We start from the raw sequence: 20,658 nt of genomic DNA on the forward strand, positions 1-20,658 counted from the left end.
GGGTAGAGGGTTGTTTATCCTTCAAATTACTAAAATATATGTTTATCTGACAATTACTACTTTTATCAATAGAAGAAGTACTACGCCTGTAAGGAAATTCCTCATTCCAACAATATCCAAATTCAATCCACATCTACAAAAACCATTTCTTAATTTTTTGTAGAAATTTTTCTATTCCTACCATCTCCATCGGGTACAACAAATCGATCTGCAAGTCCTGACCTTTCGGTTAAGAAATATTTCGATTGTTCTGCTGCCTCATTCCCAGGTGGCAGCCGCCTTTATCAACTTTACCTTCTAAATATGCTTAACTTATGAAAATCAGACTATTACAAATTCAGAAATTATGCGCCGCGGCGGCGGTATTCGGGCTGAGCCTCCTGGCTTCGCCGTTGTTTGCCCAGGTCAAGATCGGCGATAACCCGACCACCATCAATGCCAATTCCGTGCTTGAAGTAGAAAGTACAAGCAAAGGATTGTTACTGCCCCGTCTTCCACTTACACAAACTACCAACCCCGCTCCCCTGAATGCACACGTAGCCGGTATGACGGTGTTCAACACCGCTACGGCCAACGACGTAGTCCCCGGTTTTTACTATAACGACGGTACCAAATGGGTGGCGACGGCCGGTGAAACCAACTACACCTACACTTTTGGCGGAGGCCAGCCAAGCGGAAACTGTACCGACGGCGAACTGTATACGGACACCCTGGAAACCAGCCCGACCTTCGGCCAGCAATACATATGTAAAGGCGGCAGCTGGGTGAGCTACGCCGCTCCCAACCGCACGGCCTGGTACCTTCGGGGTACTACCAATGACGCCGGCGGTACCAAAAACGCATGGATTTACCGGAACGGGCACGTGGAGGCACGCACAACCGACAACCTGAAAAGCACCCGGATCACACCGGATGGCGGTATCAAGCTCTTCCGCGACCCGTCCGCCAACGCAGGCGTCACAAATGGCTATATCGATTTCTCCAATACCACCAGCGATACCTATCCGATGCGTATCGCCATGCGCAGCGATGCCGCATTGGGAGACCTCGCCTTTACAATCCAGGACCACAGCGGTGTGCGCATGGCCGTTACCCAGGCCGGCCTCGTCGGGATTGGTACAGGCGTTACCGCGCCCAATTCGCGCTTGCAGGTAGCGGGCATTACCCGTGTGACGCCCGCAGGAGCGCTCACGGGCTCGATGATCCTCGGTACTTCCAATGAGGACGGCGTGGAGCTCAATCCGGCCGGTACGCTGGCCGTGCAGCGCTCGTCGGTAGGTGCAAACCTGTACCTGACAAAAGTAATCGGCGGCGGCGACGCATTGAACTGGCAGATCTTCAACCGCTCGGGGAATACCATCGGATCTATCAGCAGCCCGGCCAATAACGTGAACTCCGTGCAGTACAATACAACTTCGGACATCCGCCTTAAAGAGAATATTGGTAAAACCAGGTACGGCCTGGCCGACCTGATGAAAATCCGCGTGGCCGATTATAACTACAAAATCGACGAGCAAAAAAACCGCCTTACCGGATTCCTGGCACAAGATCTTTACAAAATCTTCCCCAATGCAGTGACTGTCGGCGGCAAAGATCCTAAAACAGAGCCATGGCTCGTCGATTATGGCAAAGTAACCCCGCTGATCGTGAAGGCGGTTCAGGAGCAACAGGCGCTCATCGAGCAGTTGCAGGCACAGGTAGCCGACCTCAAAGCGAAAAACGCCTCGCTCGCCGCCGAGCTTTCCGGAAAAACCCTTTCACAGGAGGAAGTCGCGTCCCTGCGCAGCCTATTGAAAAGCGCATCCGGCGGCAATACTTCCAGCACGGCTATTGGTAAATAACCCGACCCGGTATCATGAAAAGAGCAACTCAATCAGGATCATGGCTGCATCGCGGCGCATTCGTGGCGCTGCTCGCCTTATCGGGGGCTGTGCAGGCCCAGCAGGGCAGTTCGGGCAATACCTATGTTTTCGGAGGGGCCCAGATGACTTTCTTCGGACCACACGACTTCGTGAACGGCGGCAGCGGCGCATTACCGGGCATTATCGGCACGGTGCGGACAGATCCGAATGGCGTCCTTAACTTTGCGGCCACCGCCTCGCATACGGGCGCGTCAGACGCCGCGCATGTGGATGGCTACGTCCGGAAGTATGGAACTTCGCAGTTCGTATTCCCCGTGGGCGACAATGGCTTCTACGGCCCGTTCGCGGCCGCCGGCGATGCTACCGACGGCGCCTACTACCATTCCGACCCGACTTCGGCCATTACCGACAACCTCGGAGGCGGCAATTACCCGGCGCTTCCGGCTGGCGGGCCATTTCCATCGGCCACATTCGAGGCTACCTTGCAGACCGTCAGCACGATCGAATATTGGGATATCAACGGCACGAACGCTACGCCCATCACCCTCACCTGGGATGCCGGTAGTAGCATTTCCACCCTCACGACAGCCCAGCTCGACAAACTGACCATTGCCGGATGGAATGGCTCGCAATGGGTTCCGATACCTTCAAAGGTCGACGTAACATCAGTACTGGGCGGGGCCAGCAGTTTCACGGCCGGCTCCATCACGACCGTCAGCGGATTGGCACCCAACACGTACACGGCCTACACATTTGCTTCGCGCGTCACCCCACTGCCGGTTACCCTGGCCGCATTCGATGCCAGGGCCGAGGGCCAGACGGCCTTTCTAACCTGGGCTACCACCGAAGAAACAAACAGCGACCGGTTTGAAATCGAGCGCAGCATCGACGGCAAGGCCTGGACATTGATAGGAACCGTAAAAGCGGTGGGCGAAAGCACGGTGCGCAACGAATACAGCTTTACCGACGCACGACCATCGGGCGCCAGGAACTTCTACCGCCTCCACATGATCGACGTGGATGGGGCGCAGGCGTACAGCCGCGTGAGGCTCGTCGAATGGCACGGAGCCGGACAATGGGTATTTCCCAATCCGGCCAGCGGGCCCGTGTACGTGAGCAATCCGGCGGGCATTACCCGCGTCATGCTGACCGACCTCTCGGGCCGACTTCGCCGGGATGTGCCCGTGGCTACCGACGGCGAGCTGGATATCCAGAACGTACCCGGCGGAACCTATCTGCTGAAAGTGATCCGAAAGGACGGCACAGAGGCTACCAGCCGGTTTTTTCTGAGGAAATAGACACTAAAAAGGTCTGTAAGATTGCTTACAGACCTTTTTGATATTACCCATTTTAACCTACTGCCAATTAATTTTTATTGAATCGGGTGTTTTGCACCACGCCATCTGCCGATTCCACTTCCACGACATACATCCCGGCACGCAGCGGCCGGATGCCCGGCACCGAAATCACCTCCGCCGGATTGGTATAACTTCTGGAAAGCATGCATTTGCCATTCATATCCACTAACCGCACCATCACCTTTCCTTCCAGCGACTCACCGAGTTTGATATTCAGTTCATCCGCCCCCGGATTGGGATAGATGTTAATGCGCGATTTGGCATCGTCCGCATCCCGGTAATTCACCGTTCTGATCGCCGACCGTTCGCTCCGGCCATCGAAATCGACCTGCTTCAAACGGTAATAGTTAATAGCCCCCATCACCGGCGCGAGGTCGTGGTAGGCGTAGGATTGCTCTTTGGAAGACTCCCCCGCACCGGCCACCTTGCCGATCGCCTTGAACGCCTTGCCGTCGGTGCTGCGCTCGATCACAAACTCCTTGTTGTTGGTTTCGTCGGAGGTTTTCCATTGCAGCAACGTGCCGGTATTCGATTTCTCCGCCGTGAAACCAATAAGCGTCACAGGCAAAGTAGTATTGCTGAATTCCACAATAGCAGCATCCGCAGCAGGTATTGTAATTGAAAATGTGCCCTGCACATGGGTTGCCGTTTGGCGGGCGTTCTGGGCGCCACTGAAAAGCTCGCGGGTAGAATAGTTATCGGAGCCGCTCATACCAGCCCGCTGCAAATCGATATTGAAAGTCTTGGCCGAGCCGCCGTAATTGAAAATTGCCAGGTATGATTTGTTACCCGCATTTTTTACAAATACCTCGTTGGCCTGGTTGCCAGTGTTGCCTTCCAAAGGGGTAAACACAGTGCCACTGGCCGCGAGACTGAGCAGGTCTTCATTTTGCAGAAGCGTCTGCGCTTTGGTCGTCCATGCGCCGGAGGTCGAGAAATCGTCGCCGGTGATGAGGGTACCGGTCACGACGCCTGATGCGAAGCGGGCCCGGTTTTCGCCGTCGGTCTGCGTTCCGAACACGAGGTGGTCGGCGTCCAGATAATTGTAAATGTGTTTCTGCCACCAGCCATAGGTGGTGCTGTTCAATGTGTAAGAGGTTTCATTAATATCCTTGTATGCGTCGCATGCGATCCTGCGCATGTGTGCGTAGCGCCCGGTCGCGAGGTTGGGCGAAATGGCGGCGTACACGAGCATTTTACCGTCGAGCTGGTCGGTCAGGTACTCCATTCCTTTCCGGTACGCCTCCATACCTGTGTGAATGGTATTGTCGTAATAGCTGTCGGCTTCCAGCGATGCGTGACCGAGGAAATCGATTTTAATCATCTCAAAACCACAGGCAATGAACTTCCCGATCACCATTTGCAGGCGGGCCTTGGTACCCGGGTGGGTAGGGTCCAATGCATAGGCGCCGTCGAGTTCCACGGGGCTGCCGTTTACTTTCGTCCAGGCGTCCTGGTAATTGTAGCTGCTGCCTTCCATTTGGCGGGCATACTTACCCCAGTCCACAAATGGCGCCCAGTAAATGCCCGGTTTGAAGCCCTTGCTTTTGCAGTAATTGGCAAATTCGGTCAGTTCCGAAAAGTTGCCGTTCAGGCCGCCTCCCGACATATTGTCCCAATACGAATCGAGGTCGATGTAAAGCGTGTTGTCGCTGTTACGGAAATCGGGCACGCCGGTGGAGAAGAAATCCACGACCGATTTGGCCTTCGGCAGGTTAATCGACGACTGAATGGCACCCCAGCTGTTCCAGCCGAAAGGCGTACCGGCCGTCCAGTTGAAAATGTAGCGCGGCTCGGCCAATGCATTCGCCTGGCCGTAAGTGTCGAAGCCCGCGCGCCAGTCGGCGCCGTAGCTCACCAGGATACGCGGCGAGCGGCAGGCGGTTTGGCCTACCGACACCCACCCGTGGCCCCGTTTGTCGCGGGTGACGCTTTCCTGCGTCCAGCCTGCCACCACGGCCACATAGTTGGTCGCGCCCCTGCCCTCGCCTACGAGGTTCACCCCCGTTTTCCATACCGAATGCTCCACCGAGCCGATCACGAGGCCCTTCCGGTTCGCATTATCATAAATCGCCCCCGCTTCCGAACTGAAAAAATTGGCATACCGCACTTCCTTGGCATCATAGCGCACCCAGGCATCATTATCGAACGGCACAAACAAAGCACGACGGTCGGTATTGGACTGGATATCCACATAGTTGGACACCAGCGGCGCCATTTTATAGGAATTGGAGCCGTTGCCTGTCAGTACCAGCTCGGTAAAGAAATGCTCTTTGCCGGGATAAGTGTAAAACACCTGCTGCATACCGATCGCGCCGCTTTTGGTCATCGTGATCACGTGTTTCGTCCCGCTGCCGAATGCGTCGGTTACGGGTGTCGACGAGTAAGTGCGCGCCGTAAATCCGGTACTCTGGTGCACCTGGTCCGAGTAAGCTGTGGAAGTAGCTTCGCCGATCACCTTGCTGTTATTGAAATACACGGTATAATGCCCGTTCGCCAGGTCGTAGTCGATCCGGTTGTTGCTACCGAATGCAATGCTCTGGATATTAGGCGTATTGATCGGCGAGAAGGCGATCTTGTCGATATTCGGGCCCCAGCCACCTGGGTTATCGAGTTTGATGCTATTGCTGCCGGCATTCAAAACAATGCTCACGGTAATGGCCGCAGGTGTAGACCAACCGCCCGATGCGGGGCAAGAAACGGCAATTGCCGTGCCTCCATTCGGCGTGACATTAATCGTGCGCGGGTCGCCGGTGCTGTAAGTAACAGTCAGATTGTAAGTACCCGCCGCGGCCACGTTCACCGGGATCACCACGGCCCCGTTACCCAGGTTACCCACCTGGCTCCCGCCCGAGCAGCTTCCGCAGCCCTGAATGTCGGCTCCGTTGGAAAGCACGCCGCTTTCTGCTTCGAAACTCTGCGCAAATGCATTTGTCTGCACGAGTATCAGCCCACCGAGGAGCACCGTTGCCCGACAAAGCGTTGCTCCGCTGCCGAACGGGAGGCGCGACGCCATCCCGTTCAGCATTGAGAATAATTTCTTCATACTGAATGATTTTCAGGTTAATGTTTTTCAAAAAAACGGAGGTTAATACCCGGCATTCTGCTTCAATGCCCCTCCCGATGCCTGGATTTCGCTTTGCGGAATAGGCTGCCAGTAATTTTTGTCCTGGAACTTCCGCCCTTCCAATGCGATGATTTTTACGTATTCGATCGAGCCGTCGGTTTTCTTCTCGGGCCGCACGCCATAGGCAGGTACGTTTTCGGTCATGTTGGCGATTTTCCAGCGGCGGACGTCGAAGAACCGGTGTTCCTCAAAGGCCAGCTCCACACGGCGCTCGTTACGGATGCGCTCACGCATGGTTGCCTGTGTGAGGCCGGCCGGCAAATCGGGCATTCCTGCACGCTTGCGGATCTGGTTCAGGGCGCTGTAAACGGTCGCATCCGGGCCGGCAGCTTCGTTGCGCGCTTCGGCGTAGTTCAGCAGGACTTCGCCGTAGCGGATGTATTTCCAGGGCTGGGTGGCCGTCTGGTTGGCATTGCGGATCGGGCTTTGGTCATTAATGAATTTGTAAACATAATACCCCGTCTTGGTGGTGTTCCAGTTTTCGTTCCCATCCTTGCTATCCTGGCCGCCCGGCACGAATGTCTCCACTTTGCGCTCACGGTAAGCCGCGCCGTTGTACAACACGGTCATCGTCAGGCGCGGATCGCGGTTTTTATAAGGATCTTTCGGGTTGTAGCCTGATTTCGGATCGGTGATTTTCGTCCCGTCCATCATCTCATAATCATCCACGAGGTTCTGCAAAGGCGTATTACCTGCCCAGCCGCCATAGCCGTTCGGGCCGTTCACGAGTTCCAGGTTGGTGTGCTCGTTGGTAGGTGAATAGAGGCGGATGAAAATGTCTTCCGAAGTATTGTTGGTGATAAAAAGCTTGCGGTAGTCACTATACAGCGAGAATGCATTCTTGTCCATCACCACTTTGGCCGCATCGGCGGCCTTCTGCCATTTAGCCGCGTCGTTCTGGTCATTGTTGTACAAAGGGCTGGCCGCATAAAGCAGCAACCGTGCTTTCAATGCCAATGCCGCATTTTCGGAACCGCGGCCGGGCGTTACTGCTGCGCCAGCCAGGCCGGTGGCAGCAGCATCCAGCTCGGCAACCGCATAAGCAATGCTCTCTTCGATGCTTTTGCGCTGGTAGAGCTCGGTATAATCACGATCTTCCAATGCATACACTTTATCGCCGATCACCGGAATGCCGCCAAAATTGCGGATCAGGTCATGGTAGCGGTAGGCGCGGATAAAACGCAGTTCAGCTTTCAGCCGCTTTTTCCCCGACTCGCTCATGGGCACTTTGTCGACGTTCGCCAGGCCGTAGTTGCATTCACGGATGCTCCGGTAGCTGCGTGTCCAGGTGTTGGAAATCCAGCCGGTGCGGTCGGGAGCGGCATTGCCCTGCTGCACGAAATAGGTGTCATTATCAAAATTACAGATCGACTCGTCGGTCACGGAGCTCATCCAGGCATCTTCAAAACCCCGGCCAAAGCCCGGCTTATCACCCTCGGTCGAGAGCTGCACGCCTACATAACGGCCTACTACATACGCATCGGCCAGCGCGGAGTCGGCCCAGATGGCCTGATCGGAGATAATGTCGGTCGGTTTGGTATCCAGGAACGCGTCGTCGCAGCTGGTCAGGCAGGCCGTCACGCCGGTAAGCAAGCTTAGTATCAGTTTATTCAATCTCATGTCTTTGTCAGTTTAGAATGTCACGTTCACGCCCACATTGTAGATTTTCTGCTGCGGATAGAAGAACGCATTGCCATTGTCCCCTTCCGGATCAAAATCCTTTACCTTGGTGAATGTAAGCAGGTTAAACCCATTGGTATAGATCCGCAGACCACCCAGCCCGATTCTTGAAATAAGCTTCTGCGGCACATTATAAGCCAGCTCCACGTTTTTCAGACGGAGGAAAGCGGTATTCTGGAACCAGAACGTGTTTTTGTAGCTGCCGTTCACGCCCGTACCCGTGCGCGAATCAATGCGCGGCGAGCTGCCGTTCGGGTTGGAAGGGCTCCAAGCGTCCTCGGCGCGCGATTGCATCACGCTGCTGAACTCGCCCGCTTCCACCACCACATACTGCGCCACACGCGCCTGGCCCTGCAACAGGACATTCAAAGTGAGGTTTTTCCAGCCGCCGCCCAGGTTCACGCCATAGCTAATCTGCGGCACATTGCTATACTGCGAGCGGATACGGTCGGCGGCGTCGATCTTGCCATCTCCGTTGTAATCCTCGTATTTAAGGTCGCCCATGCCTGCGCCTGAAACGTGCGGGTAGGCATCCAGTTCCTGCTGGGTTTTGAACACACCAATGGCGCGGTACATGAGGTCGGCATTCGGATTGCCGAGGTCCGAACCCAGCGGCATACCGGTGGCGCGCTGGTAATCGAGCGTGTTGGGGGCTTCGTCGATGAAAATCACCTCGCTCTTGGCAAATGCAAAGTTACCGCCGATGTTGTAGCTGAAATTGTTGTGGCTGCCCGCATACTGGATCTGCGTTTCCAGACCGCGGTTATGCACCTCGGCAATGTTCTCTTTCGGGATTTGCGAGCTGCTGATCCCGGTCAGCGCAGGAATGCTCACGTTGCGGCTGGCGAGGATATTGGTCCTGTTCTCGAAAAACAGGTCGAGGTCGAAGGTCAGTTTTTTGAAGAGCGTCGAATTCAGACCCACATTGTATTTCTTGGCCACTTCCCAGGTAATATTCGGGTTGGCCAGCAGCGAGTACTGAATGAGCGGCACATTGCTGGCATTGCTGCCGGTGGAAAATGCGCCGTTTCGCACCTGGAAATTGTCGCGGAACTGGTTGGGGTTCACGCGATCGTTACCCAGCTCCCCATACGACGCCCTGATTTTAAGATCGTTGATGGCATTGCCTGTCTGGAACCAGGGTTCCTGCGACACCCGCCAGCCCAACGAAATACCCGGGAAAAATCCGTAGCGATTGCCCTTCGGAAACACCGACGACCCGTCGTAACGCAATTGTACCTCTGCCAGATAGCGTCCCATGTAGTTGTAATTCACCCTTCCGAACACATTCCGGCGCGAGGTGCGGTAACTGCTCCCGCTGTTGCCGAAGTCGACCGGCTGCGCACCGCCCTGGCTCAGATCGGGCAGCTGCGTGGTGATGAAGTTGTTGCGCGACGCGCTGAAAAACTCCTGCGTCTCCCGGCTCTGCTCATACGCAATGAACGAAGACAATGCGTGATCGCCGAAATTCTTGACGTAATTCAGTTTGATATTGCCGGTCAAAAGGGCTTTGTTCGTCTGGCTCTCGTACATCTGTGCCTTCGCGGGGCCGCCCAGCACGGTGCTGTATTGCTGGGTGGTTTTGTTGTATTGATAAACGATCCAGTTCGTTCTCATTTCCTTGGTAAATGCAAAGCTCTGGTCGGCCGAGAAGAAACCGTCGACCGACAAACCGCTGACCGGCAGCTGGTAGCTGGCTCTCAGAATACCATTCGAAACCGTGGTGGGGCTGTTGTTGGTACCCGCCAAAGTAGCCATGGCGATCGGGTTCTTGCCTTGTTCTACCCCTGCCCCGAGTTTGCCATCGGGATACCGTGCGGGCAATGTGGGATATGTTCTGTACAAAAACTCAAACACGTTGCTGGCCCCGAAACCTGCGATGTAGCTGCGGTTCTCTCGCCGTGTCGCCAGCTGGATTCCGAAACTCAGTTTATCGTTCACATTCACATTGATATTCGAACGCACGCTGTACTGCCGGTATTTATTCACGCCGTCGCGGTAGAGGCCATCCTGATACAAGGTTCCTGCCGACACGAAGTAATTGATCTTCTCGGTCCCGCCGGAAACGGAGAGGTTATGCTGGTTCTGGCGTGCAACGGGTTTCATCAACTCCTTCACCCAGTTGGTATTAGGGTAATTGATCGGATCCGAACCGTCGCGGAATTTCTGGATCTCGGCGTCGCTGTACCGCTGGTTCATCCCGCCCGACGGGTTCCGGTAGTAGTCGATCGTATTCAGGATTCCCGCGTACGTAGGCGCATCCACGAACTTGGGCAGGCGCGTAGGCTGTACGAAGCCCTGGTTGAAGGAATAGTCGAAGCGCGGCTTTCCTGCGAGGCCTTTTTTGGTCGTAATCAAAATTACCCCGTTGGCGGCCTGGGCACCGTAAATGGCTGCGGAAGCGTCTTTGAGTACTGAAATGCTTTCAATGTCGTTCGGGTTCAGGCGGTCCAGCCCTCCTATCGCATTGGCAATACCATCGATAACAATGAGCGGGCTGCTGTTGCCGGTCGTCGCCCTACCGCGGATCAGTATGCTCGAACCATCCGAACCCGGCTCACCGGAGCGGTTGTTGGCGATCAGGCCCGGCAAACGGCCGGCAAAGGAGTTGGAAATGTTCGCCTGCGGGCTGCGGGTAATTTCGGAGCCCTGTACCGTCGCCACCGAGCCGGTAATATTCTTTTTGGATTGCGTACCATATCCCACCACCACCACTTCTTCCAGCGACTTCGAATCCACTTTCAAAGTCACGTCCACCACAGCCTGCGTGCCCACGGTAACTTCCTGCGACAAATAGCCGACAAACGAAAATATGAGAACAGCCGGTCCTGCCTGCGATTTATCATCCGGGATATCGAGCGCGTAGGCTCCTTCCTCATTGGTAACGGTACCGCGCTGGGTGCCTTTCAATACCACGCTCACGCCCGGGAGTTTGTCGCCCTTATCGTCGACGACCGTACCCGTGAGCCGGATATCTGTTGCGCTCGCTGCACCATTTGCCTGCTCCCCACCAGGAGACAGCGGTTCCTGTAAAAACGACACTTTACGACTGCGTTTGAGAATAATCTGGCCATCACCGGGCTGGTATTCGATTTGCAGCGGGAGGAGGAGCCGGTCGAGCACGGCCGAAAGTTTCTCGTTGCTCGCATTCAGGCTCACCCGGGTGCGCACGGGGATAATGCTGCGGCTGTACGCGAAACGCACGCCGGACAGGTTCTCCAACCGGTCTAGCGCAGTGCCCAGAGAAATGTTTTCAGCCTGGATGCTCACGTTTTTGGCCAGCAGGTCCTGCGCATTGATATCCCTCGCGTAACCGCCCGCCGCAATCATTCCGATCAGGAAAAGCTGTAATATGGATAACCGCATAATATGGTATGCCGTCTTGCTTTTAAGGAAAAAATACATAAGTTTGAAATGGTTAATATGAACAATAGGAAGCCTTGCATCACCGGCCAGTGATGTTCCATCAAGGTCTTCGTTCAGGATCAGGGGTGCTTCCATCACTCCTGATTTTTTGTTGAAGCGGGTACTATTTCGGTTGGTTGAATTTCGTCATAGGGCGGCTGTTAGGTGTCTGTTTTAATTGATATTGAAAGGAATTGAATCTACTCCGAAGCGGCACATCCTTCCCCGCGGATCACGATCTCATCATTTTGCATCACGTAGTTCGCGTCCACGATCTGCATCGTCATTTCCAGTATTTCTGAAAGCCGGTTCTGGTCGAACGTGGCTTTGACGCGGCAGTTCTCGAGGTTCGGGTTTGCAAGGCGGATTTTCACATCGAACTTTTCTTCAAGCCGCTGCACCACTTCCCCCAGCCTTGCATCCGAGAAAGTAAGCGAAACAGGTTGCCACAAGGGCGCTTTTTCGGCTACATCGGGCACGGTTTCGCTCACCAGCTCGCCGGAGGCTACCTTGAACACCGCCTGCTGGTGCGGCAGCAGCATTACCTCCCTGCCTTTGTCGGCTGTGACGGAAACCTTACCTGTCACCACCGATACTTCATATTCCGCTTCGCCTTTATTGGCCCGCACATTAAAACTCGTGCCCAGCACCTTCACCTTCACCGACTCGCCGTGCACAAAGAATGGCCGCGACGCATCATGCGTTACCTCAAAAAACGCCTCTCCTTCGAGGGAAACCTCGCGGGAATCAGCCTTGAAATCTTCTTTGGCGTAGGTAATGCGGGTACCGGGGTTCAGCCAGGCTTCGGAGCCGTCGGGGAATGTATGCTTGCGTACCTGGCGGGTTTTGTTCACGATCACAAGGGTATTGCTGCCGGCTTTGAAAACGGATTTGTTTTGGGATAGAAAGTTGTAAACCCCGATGCCCACCGCCAGGAGGATCATCGCCGCTACCGCATACCGCAGCAGCCTCTGAAGCACCGGACGGCCAACCGCCGGTCGCTGCAATGGCATTGTCGGTACCGCATCTGCGGAACGCTCATCAGAAGACAGCCTCCGGATCTCATGCTGGACTTTGCCCAAATGCCGCGGCTGATCGAATGCAGCCCCGTTACCGGTCTCCTCCGACAACGACGCGTACCATTCGTCGACCTGAAACGCTTCCTCCGGGGTACATTGTCCTTCGAGATAGCGCCTCAGAAGCTCCGGCGAAATATTGTTATTATTCATAATGTGTTTGTAATGACCTGTTATTTCAGTTCCCTATAAACAGGACGCACGGCGCGCCCACATCCCTAGTGACTTTTGAAGAAATTTTATGACAAATACTATTTGAATCCTTATTACTTTTGATCGAAGTAGAAGAATGCACCTCATGAGTAAGGATTACCGCGATAACGACGACCTCGAATTATGGCAGCTTGCAAAGGTTTCGGACGATTCGCTGGCCTTTGCGGAGCTTCATCGCAGGTATTCGTCCCGGCTTTACGCGCTCGCATTGCGGAAGACCGGCAGCAGTGAGGTGTCCGAAGATCTCGTCCAGGACCTTTTTGTGCATTTATGGCTGCAACGGACGGGCATCACCATTGAAAAGGCGTTCAATCTCTATCTTTTTTCCGCACTCAAAAACCGCATCATCTCCCATTTGCGGAAACAGCTCGTGCAACACACCGTGTCGCTGAACGACATCGACCTGGAAACGTTGTCGTCGCAATCGGCCAACCTGGTGCAGGAATGGCTGTCGTTGAAAGAAGTGCAGGAAATCTACTCCCGTGAGCTCGCGAACCTGCCCGAAAAGAGCAAGCAGGTATTCGAAATGAGCCGCAGCGGCGTCCCCAACAAGGAAATCGCCCAGCTGCTCGACCTGTCCGAGAAAACCGTCGAATTTCACATCAGCAAATGCCTGCGCGTGTTACGGGCGAAGTTCGGTTATGTGGTAAGCGTGCTGGTATGGGTATTGGCCGGGACTATGTAGGCGAGAAGTTGGGTGTCTGACAGCGATCGGCGGTTCGGTCAGGCACAAGCTCTCCATGGACGCATTTCGCGAGTCGGGGCCTGCCTATTTTCCCCAGTGAGCTGCAAAACAAACTCACCCAGGCAAACTGCGAGTACATCGCCTGCGCGAAATGCGGCGGCGTGCACAACGGCAAGGATTTCCGCGAACTACCCACCTGTCCCGAATGCGACGACTGCGAATGGATCGAAGCTTCGAATGCGCAGCGGATAGCGTGATACGGCGTGACGTCCCCGGCCGCAGAGCGGCATCCTGCTTATAGCATACCAATGCACGTACCACGCCATGGCTCCACAGGAGCCTCCTCATGCACAATACGGTTCATCAAACCGCATATTTCTTAACCAGCGCCGCGTTCAACTTGTGCCCCAGCCCCGGCGCGTCGGGCACGCGTATGTGTCCATTCTCGAACCGTTCGATCGGCGAAAGCAGCTCCGCGCGCCACGGTACTTCGCCGTAGGCATATTCGAGAATAGAGAAGTTGGGAATGGAGGCGCATACCTGCACGCTGGCTGCCGTGGATACCGGTCCGCTGGGGTTGTGCGGGGCAATGGCGATATTGCCGGCCGTTTCGGCCAATGCTGCGATGAAACGTAATTCCTGAATGCCTCCGCAATGCTTTACGTCGGGCATGATCACGTCCAGTGCCCGCGTGGCGATCAGCTCCGCGAAGCCCTGCCTGCCGAATATCGACTCCCCGCCTGCCGATGGCTGTCGGGTAGCTTCGGTAATGGCACGGGTTTCGGCCGGAAATTGCTGTGGATCGACAGGCTCTTCGAACCAATACAAACCGGCTTTTTCCAAACGTTTGGCCGTAGAAATGGCGAGTTCCTGGTTCAAATGACTATGTACATCGATCAGCAGATCGGTGTCCGGGCCGACGGTTTTCCGCACGGCTTCGATACAGCTTACTGCATAATCGATATCCGAAGCAATTTGCGTTTCATTCGAATTTTTCAATGGCTTCATATCATCGAAAGGCGCCAGTTTCACGGCTTTGAAACCGCTTTTCAATGCATTTTCAGCATTGGCCTGGAATGCGCTGATCAGCCGGCGGCCATTGGCGTCCCGCTCGTTGGTAGCCCGGTTGATATTGGCATACACTTTCAACTCGTTGCGCAGCTTGCCGCCGAGCAGCTCGTACACGGGCACACCGAGCGCCTTTCCCTTCAAATCCCACAAAGCATGCTCAATAGCGCTGAAAGCCGTAATGGCAATCTTGCCCCTTTCAAATGCCTTCTGAAACCCGCGCTGCCGGTACTGTTCCACAGCGAATGGCGATTCACCTTTGACCAATTGAAATAAATCATTCAGCTCCGTCCGCAACTGGCTGCCGCCATCTTTCACCGCGACCGAAAACCCGTGCGAAGCCTCGCCCAAACCCGTGAGTCCCTTGTCGGTAAGCAGTTCGACAAAATGCCAGTTGCCTCTCTGGTTCACCTTCACTTCGTGGACCCGGATGTCGGTAATGCGAATTTTGGTGTCGGCGTGCGGGATATCGAGCGCGAATGCGGGGAGTAAGGCAGCGTTTTTCAGGAAATTACGGCGGAACATGGGGGTTGGGGGAAATTTGTTAACGGTAGGAAATTTTGACGGCCGACAGCCGACCGCTGACCGCCGATTTATTTACAAGTGATCGGCCATGGCGGTCCATGGTCGGCGATCCGTGATCGGCCGTCAGTCGTCGGCGGTCAGCCGTCGGCCGCAGGCCCTGCCTCAATTCTCCGGCGCAATGGGCAGCGGCAGGTAATCCCGGTTCAGTATCATCCATTCTTGCAAGCGCGTTTTCAGATCGTGCTCGATGGTCGCTACTTCGGGCTGGCCGGAGAGGTTGTTCGTTTCGTCGGGATCGGCCTGTAAGTCATAGATTTCGAACATTTTGCGACGGTCGGCAAAGAGCAGCTTGTCGTATTTCTCTTCCAGTTTGCCTTCTGCGTGCTGCTGTTTCAAATCCAGCCAGAAAGGTTGTCCGGCAAAATCGACCGGGTGGTAGGGAATCTGCCAGATCGCATTGTAGATCAGCTTGTACTTTTTGTTAAAAATAGTCCTGCCCAGATCGAAATTGGACGAATTGGTAGGCAAGCCCTGCCCGTGCGCACCACGGACGGCAAAAATGTACTCGTGGCCGCCCTGCTGGGAGTCGGTAAAAGTGGGTGTGAGGCTCTTGCCGGTGATTTCTTTCGGAACAGGTACACCCGCAACGGCGAGAAATGTGGGGGCAATATCGATCCCGGAAACGAGCGCGTCGCTTACCTGCCCGGCCTTGATCAGCCTCGGGTGCCGGATAATCAACGGCACGTGAATGCCGAGATCGTACAAGGTGCCTTTGCCGCGCAGCAATGCCCCGCCATTGTCTCCTATAAATACAACGAGCGTATTTTCTTCCAGTCCCCGCTTTTTCAGATCGTCCAGCACGCGGCCGACGTCGCTGTCGAGTCGCTGGATTTCGCCGAGATAGGCTGCAAAATCAGCCCGCACACCTTTGGTATCCGGCCAATGCCCCGGCAATGTGAGCGATTGCGGATCGGGCTCGAAGTTTTTGGCATTGAAAATCCGGTGCGGGTCGCTGTACCCTACTTGTACGAAGAATGGTTTGTTTTTAGGTGCTTTGTCCAGAAACTCGGTGTATTGCTGGAAAATACTGTCGCGGTTACCGGTTGCATTCAGGTAATCGACGCGGTTTTTGAAAGTTTCGAGGCCATATTTCTCCAAAACAGCCACCGTTTCCGGCACGCGGCGGTTGCCGTCGAGATGGAAATTCCGGCCAAGAATACCGGTATGGTAGCCGCCTTTGCGCAACAGCTCGGGGTAGGCCGTCACCGACGCATCGAGCGGGGCCGAAAAGCGGGTCATCTGGACGTCGAGCGTGTTACGCCCGGTCATGATCGCCGCCCGCGAGAGTACGCATTGCGGCGCGGTGGTGTAGGCACGCGTGAAGCGGATGCCTTCCTGCGCCAGCCGGTCGATATTCGGCGTCTTGATCTGCGGATAACCGTAACTGCTCAAAAACGGCGCGCTGTGGTCGTCGGAAACGATGAGAACGATATTAGGTGGCTGGGGAGCAGCGGGGGCCTTTTTTTTCTGCGCATGGGCTTGCCAGGTAGCGGCATGTAAGAGCGCGGTGGCAAACAGGAGTTGTTTTAGCATGGGAGCTTGTGGTTTTTGACCGCCGACCATGGACCGCCGACCGCCGATTTTGGGGTTATTTTTGTTTGGATATACTGAATCTATTGGTGTACAATGGCTCGGCTATCGGCCGTCAGCGGTCGGCGGTCGCGTTCCCGCGCTCCATTTCCAGATAATACGGCCCCGTTACGCCTCCCTGGCCCTCAAACCACGATTCCACGAGGTAATCGCCCTTTTTGAGCCACACACCTGAAATGGTCACTGCATTACTATCCCCTTTCGCCAGTGCACTGCGCTGCACGTGGCCCACTCGTACCAAACTCCGCGTACCCTTGGCAATGGTACTGGTGTGGATCGAGCGGAGGTTGTAGTAGCCGTCCCGGGCAATGGTAATATGCCAATAGCCGGTGGCTTTGTCGGAGAGCCAGGCGCCCATGGCGGTGCCGTTGAGATCCTGCCGGGTGAGGATCGAGAGCGGCTCGTGGGCCGAGCCTACGATAATGCGCCGGGGCGTGAGGTTTGGACTGTTTGAAATATCATTAAAAACACTGTCGAGACCTTTTTTAAGGCGCTTCGCTAATGCGGGCTCCGACTGTACCAAGTTATGCGCTTCAAACGGATCCTTATCGAGATCGAACAGCCCGAATGTGTTCAGGTCATCGCCATCGGCGTTGAAAGCCACGAGTTTGAGGTTGTTTTCATAGAAAGCCGCATTGCGGTAAGGCTCCGGCCAGCCGCGGTTCCAGGAGTTATAAAATGTACGCGGTGCTGCCGCAAGCTTGCCTTGAATGGTTTTCAATGCGGAGCGGCCATCGGCTTTAATGCTCGCAGGTAAGGGAATTTTCGCGGCTTCCAGCAAGGTGGGAACCACATCGATGTGCGCCAGCAACGCATTCACTTCCTTGTTCGGCTCAAAAAGCCCTGCACCCGAAATCAGGAACGGCACGCGCGTACCGCCCTCCCACGCACTTCCTTTCAACCCGCGGAAACCGGCATTGAAACGCAACTGCTGATTGCCGTTGTCAGTCAGAAAAATGACGATGGTATTTTCTTCAAGGCCCTGGTTTTTCAGTTCCGCCAGAATGCGGCCCACATTATCGTCGATATTGGTAGCCATGCCATACACTTTCCGGGCGTCGGCTTTGTCTTTCTCGGTCATTTTAGCCCAGGCCTTCCCCTCCTGCCGGTCGGTTTCGGTATCGAATGCGAGGTCTTTGTACATATCCTCATATTTTTTCGGCAGTTGCAGCGGCGTATGCGGCGCATTGTAGGAAACGTAGAGGAAGAATGGCGCCGATTTCCTTTCTTTCAGGAATTCCAGGGCCTGGTCGGTAAAAACGTCCGTGCAATAGCCCTGCCGCTGCACTTTCCGGTCGTTTTCATATAATGTTGTATTAAAATAGCTGCTGTCGGTGCGGATGAAGTTTTCGTAAAAATCACCCGGCTGCCCCACCCCGCCGCCGCCGTGGATGAGGCTGTACTGAAAGCCCTGGTCCGACGGCCGGAACGGATAGTTATCTCCCAGGTGCCATTTCCCGACAATGCCGGTCCGGTAACCGCTTTTGGAAAGGATTTCGGCCAGCGTCACCTCCTCCGCTGCCATGATTGCCCCGCCGTTGTAAGTATCATGTACGCCCGTACGCTGATGGTAGCGCCCTGTGAGCAAGCTCGCGCGTGTGGGCGCACATACGGGAGAATTATGGTAGTTCATCAACCGCGTGGAACGGGCAGCAAGGCGGTCGATATGCGGCGTTTTGACGTGCGGGTTCCCCGTAAAGCCGAAATCGCCGTAGCCCTGATCGTCGGTCATGATGAGGAGGATGTTCGGTTTGGTATCTATCTGTTTTTGACCGCCGACGACTGACGGCCGACCACCGATCGATGGTTTTTGACCATAGACCATCGACCATGGACCATGGATCGCACACAGCGACAGTAGTACTTTGAAAATAATGGAAGTCTTGTATAGTTTAAGCATCAGACTGGAAGGTTCTCTTCATTACTATCAATCAAAACCATGATCTATGGTCCATAGTCGACTGGCTATGGTCGGCGGTCCACGGTCGGCCGTCGGCGGTCAGCCCTCAGCCATCAGCGATACACCCTGTCGATCGAAGCCCCTTCGTCGCCTTGCTGCTTCATCCATGCTTCGAGTTCCGTGCGCAGGGTAGCAATGCGTTGCGCGTGTTGCGGGTCTGCTGCCAGGTTTTTCAATTCAAACGGGTCTTTTTCGGTATCATAAAACTCTACGGCAGGCCGATGCTCGAAACGGTCGGTGATCTTTTTCGCATTCGCGTCGGCCGTGTCGTCTACCCACGAAAACCACACCGTATTGCGGTCCTTGCGGTTACGATCCATCATGAATCGGTTGTAATAAGGTTTGTCGGATGCGAGGTTGAGGATCAGCTTGTAACGATGGTCCCGGATGCTTCGGATCGGGTAAGGATCCCCCTCCGGAATGTTGTTGTGAATGCCGTAGGCGTAGTTTCTTGCCTCCTTGTTTTTACCTGAAATGACGGGCAAAAAGCTGCGTCCGTCGAGACCGGCAACAGGCTTCCCACCGGCAATGTCGATCAGCGTAGGGGTAATGTCTTCATATTGTACCAATGCATGGGTCTCGGTCGACGGCTTTACTTTCCCTGGCCACCGAACGAGCATCGAACTTTGCTGGCCGGTGTCGTACAGGTTCCACTTTGCTCCGGGAAACTGCGCTCCCTGCTCACCGAGGAAAATCAGGATGGTGTTCTTGTCCTGGCCGGTCTCTTTCAGCAATGCACGGATCTCGCCGACCTGGTCGTCCAGCCGCCGCACTTCGGCGAGGTATTTCGCAAATTGCCTGCGGGTTACCGGTGTATCTACCCAGTTGGCTGGCAGTTTTAGCTTGGCAGCGTCGAATTCGGTGGTATCGCCCACGGTCCAGGGAGCGTGGGGATTAATGCTCATGACAAAAAGGCAATAGGGCTTGTCGCTGCCCGTGATGTATTTCCTGATGTCGTCCAGGCCGTACTCGTCTGTCGGAGCCACACAGTTAGGCTCAAAACCCGCTACGATATCGAACGGAAAAACGCTTTTAGGCTTGGTCACATGGTCTTTTCCCGTCAGCCCCACCCGGTAACCGAGGTCGCCCAGGTAATGACCGACACTTTTCAAATGGTCGTACACCGGCTTGTGGTTCTGGAACGAACCGTGGCGCACGGGATACAAACCCGTGAAAAGCGACGCCCGCGTAGGCACGCACATCGCCTCCGAAGTGAAAAGATTATGGAATTTCAGCCCTTCCTTTGCCAGGGCATCAATATGCGTGGTTTTGAGGTTTTGGCCTCCATAGCAGCTCAACTGACGGCTGTCGAGGTCGTCGGCCATGATAATAATTACGTTGGGGCGTTTGGCGTTGGTGTTTTTTTGACCACCGACGGCTGACGGCTGACCGCCGATCGATGGTTTTTGACCATCAATGATACACAGCGACAGTAGTACGTTGAGAATAACGGGAATTTTGAATGCTTTAAACATATGCCTGGTGGTTGTCATTGTTACCGGTTCGACACAAATCATTTCCGGTTTCAATAAGCTAAGAACCAAGCCCTTCTAATGATCTGCACAGCGAAGAAGCAATTAAAGCGGAACAACTTCGGGTTCATCGAGCAGCACCTCCTGACGCGAACGCAGCCGCTCCACGAGTGAATCGTAATGCAGCAGCCCCGCGGCCTCCACCACCAGCACGCCTACAAACTCGCGCCCCCGCCCGATGATATTCAATCGCTGTATCCTTACGCCTTTTACCGATTCCACCAGCGATGTGATGTGATGCACACTCAACGTTTCGGGGTATGTGAGTTTGAGTTGATAGGTCTTCATACTGCCTGCATTTAGTCGTTTATGAAAAATAATCTACTATTTTTATAGACTTAATATACAAATATAATCACGCAAATGTTCCGCCTGGGTACAAATCCCGGAAATATCCGGGAATGTACCACCAGCCCTTCATAGGGGCTGACTAAAAAGGCCCGAGTCAATTTGGCTGTAAATAGGCTTTTTGGATTTTTGAGACTGATAGAAGCCTGGTTAAATTAACAAGGGGTCA

The 20,658-nt window shown here is 54.7% G+C and carries 12 protein-coding genes; 3 read left to right on the forward strand and 9 right to left on the reverse strand.

Annotated elements, in window-relative coordinates; all coding sequences use genetic code 11:
- Positions 1-314: 314 nt before the first annotated feature.
- On the forward strand, positions 315-1,841 hold the full coding sequence (locus CLV60_RS16870) for a tail fiber domain-containing protein (RefSeq protein ID WP_106596528.1): 1,527 nt from the start codon (positions 315-317) through the stop codon (positions 1,839-1,841).
- A gap of 14 nt (positions 1,842-1,855) precedes the next feature.
- The gene (locus CLV60_RS16875) at positions 1,856-3,160 is read left to right on the forward strand and encodes a T9SS type A sorting domain-containing protein (RefSeq protein WP_106596529.1); all 1,305 of its coding nucleotides are present in this window, start codon (positions 1,856-1,858) and stop codon (positions 3,158-3,160) included.
- A gap of 67 nt (positions 3,161-3,227) precedes the next feature.
- Here CLV60_RS16875 and CLV60_RS16880 read toward each other — a convergent pair whose 3' ends face one another.
- The 4 genes from CLV60_RS16880 to CLV60_RS16895 all read right to left on the reverse strand — a co-directional run bounded on the left by CLV60_RS16880 (position 3,228) and on the right by CLV60_RS16895 (position 12,661).
- Positions 3,228-6,266, reverse strand: a complete 3,039-nt coding sequence (locus CLV60_RS16880; protein ID WP_106596530.1) for a CBM35 domain-containing protein — start codon at positions 6,264-6,266, stop codon at positions 3,228-3,230.
- 42 nt (positions 6,267-6,308) lie between these two features.
- Entirely contained in the window at positions 6,309-7,967 is a 1,659-nt protein-coding gene (locus CLV60_RS16885) for a RagB/SusD family nutrient uptake outer membrane protein (RefSeq protein ID WP_106596531.1), read from the reverse strand.
- Between the two features lie 12 nt (positions 7,968-7,979).
- Positions 7,980-11,528 carry a TonB-dependent receptor gene (locus tag CLV60_RS16890; RefSeq protein WP_229211006.1) on the reverse strand — a complete coding sequence of 1,183 codons (3,549 nt, stop codon included), beginning with the start codon at positions 11,526-11,528 and terminating at the stop codon, positions 7,980-7,982.
- A 104-nt stretch (positions 11,529-11,632) separates the two neighbouring features.
- A complete protein-coding gene (locus tag CLV60_RS16895) occupies positions 11,633-12,661 on the reverse strand; it encodes a FecR family protein (protein WP_106596532.1) in 1,029 nt (342 codons plus the stop codon).
- Positions 12,662-12,806: 145 nt separating this feature from the next.
- On the opposite strand from CLV60_RS16895, the gene CLV60_RS16900 reads away from it, so the two are divergent.
- Positions 12,807-13,406 carry an RNA polymerase sigma-70 factor gene (locus tag CLV60_RS16900; protein WP_170118794.1) on the forward strand — a complete coding sequence of 200 codons (600 nt, stop codon included), beginning with the start codon at positions 12,807-12,809 and terminating at the stop codon, positions 13,404-13,406.
- Between the two features lie 363 nt (positions 13,407-13,769).
- Here the strand turns inward: CLV60_RS16900 and CLV60_RS16905 are convergent, their stop codons facing one another.
- From CLV60_RS16905 to CLV60_RS16925, 5 genes are all read right to left on the reverse strand, one after another.
- Entirely contained in the window at positions 13,770-14,999 is a 1,230-nt protein-coding gene (locus tag CLV60_RS16905; RefSeq protein ID WP_106596534.1) for a mandelate racemase/muconate lactonizing enzyme family protein, read from the reverse strand.
- 162 nt (positions 15,000-15,161) lie between these two features.
- On the reverse strand, positions 15,162-16,592 hold the full coding sequence (locus CLV60_RS16910) for a sulfatase family protein (protein ID WP_170118795.1): 1,431 nt from the start codon (positions 16,590-16,592) through the stop codon (positions 15,162-15,164).
- 112 nt (positions 16,593-16,704) lie between these two features.
- A complete protein-coding gene (locus CLV60_RS16915) occupies positions 16,705-18,549 on the reverse strand; it encodes an arylsulfatase (RefSeq protein WP_106596536.1) in 1,845 nt (614 codons plus the stop codon).
- A 113-nt stretch (positions 18,550-18,662) separates the two neighbouring features.
- Positions 18,663-20,084, reverse strand: a complete 1,422-nt coding sequence (locus tag CLV60_RS16920) for a sulfatase family protein (protein ID WP_229211007.1) — start codon at positions 20,082-20,084, stop codon at positions 18,663-18,665.
- Positions 20,085-20,186: 102 nt separating this feature from the next.
- On the reverse strand, positions 20,187-20,429 hold the full coding sequence (locus tag CLV60_RS16925; RefSeq protein ID WP_106596537.1) for a hypothetical protein: 243 nt from the start codon (positions 20,427-20,429) through the stop codon (positions 20,187-20,189).
- Positions 20,430-20,658 lie beyond the last annotated feature (229 nt).

The organism is Dyadobacter jiangsuensis, from assembly GCF_003014695.1.
GTDB classification, from domain to species: Bacteria; Bacteroidota; Bacteroidia; order Cytophagales; family Spirosomataceae; genus Dyadobacter; species Dyadobacter jiangsuensis.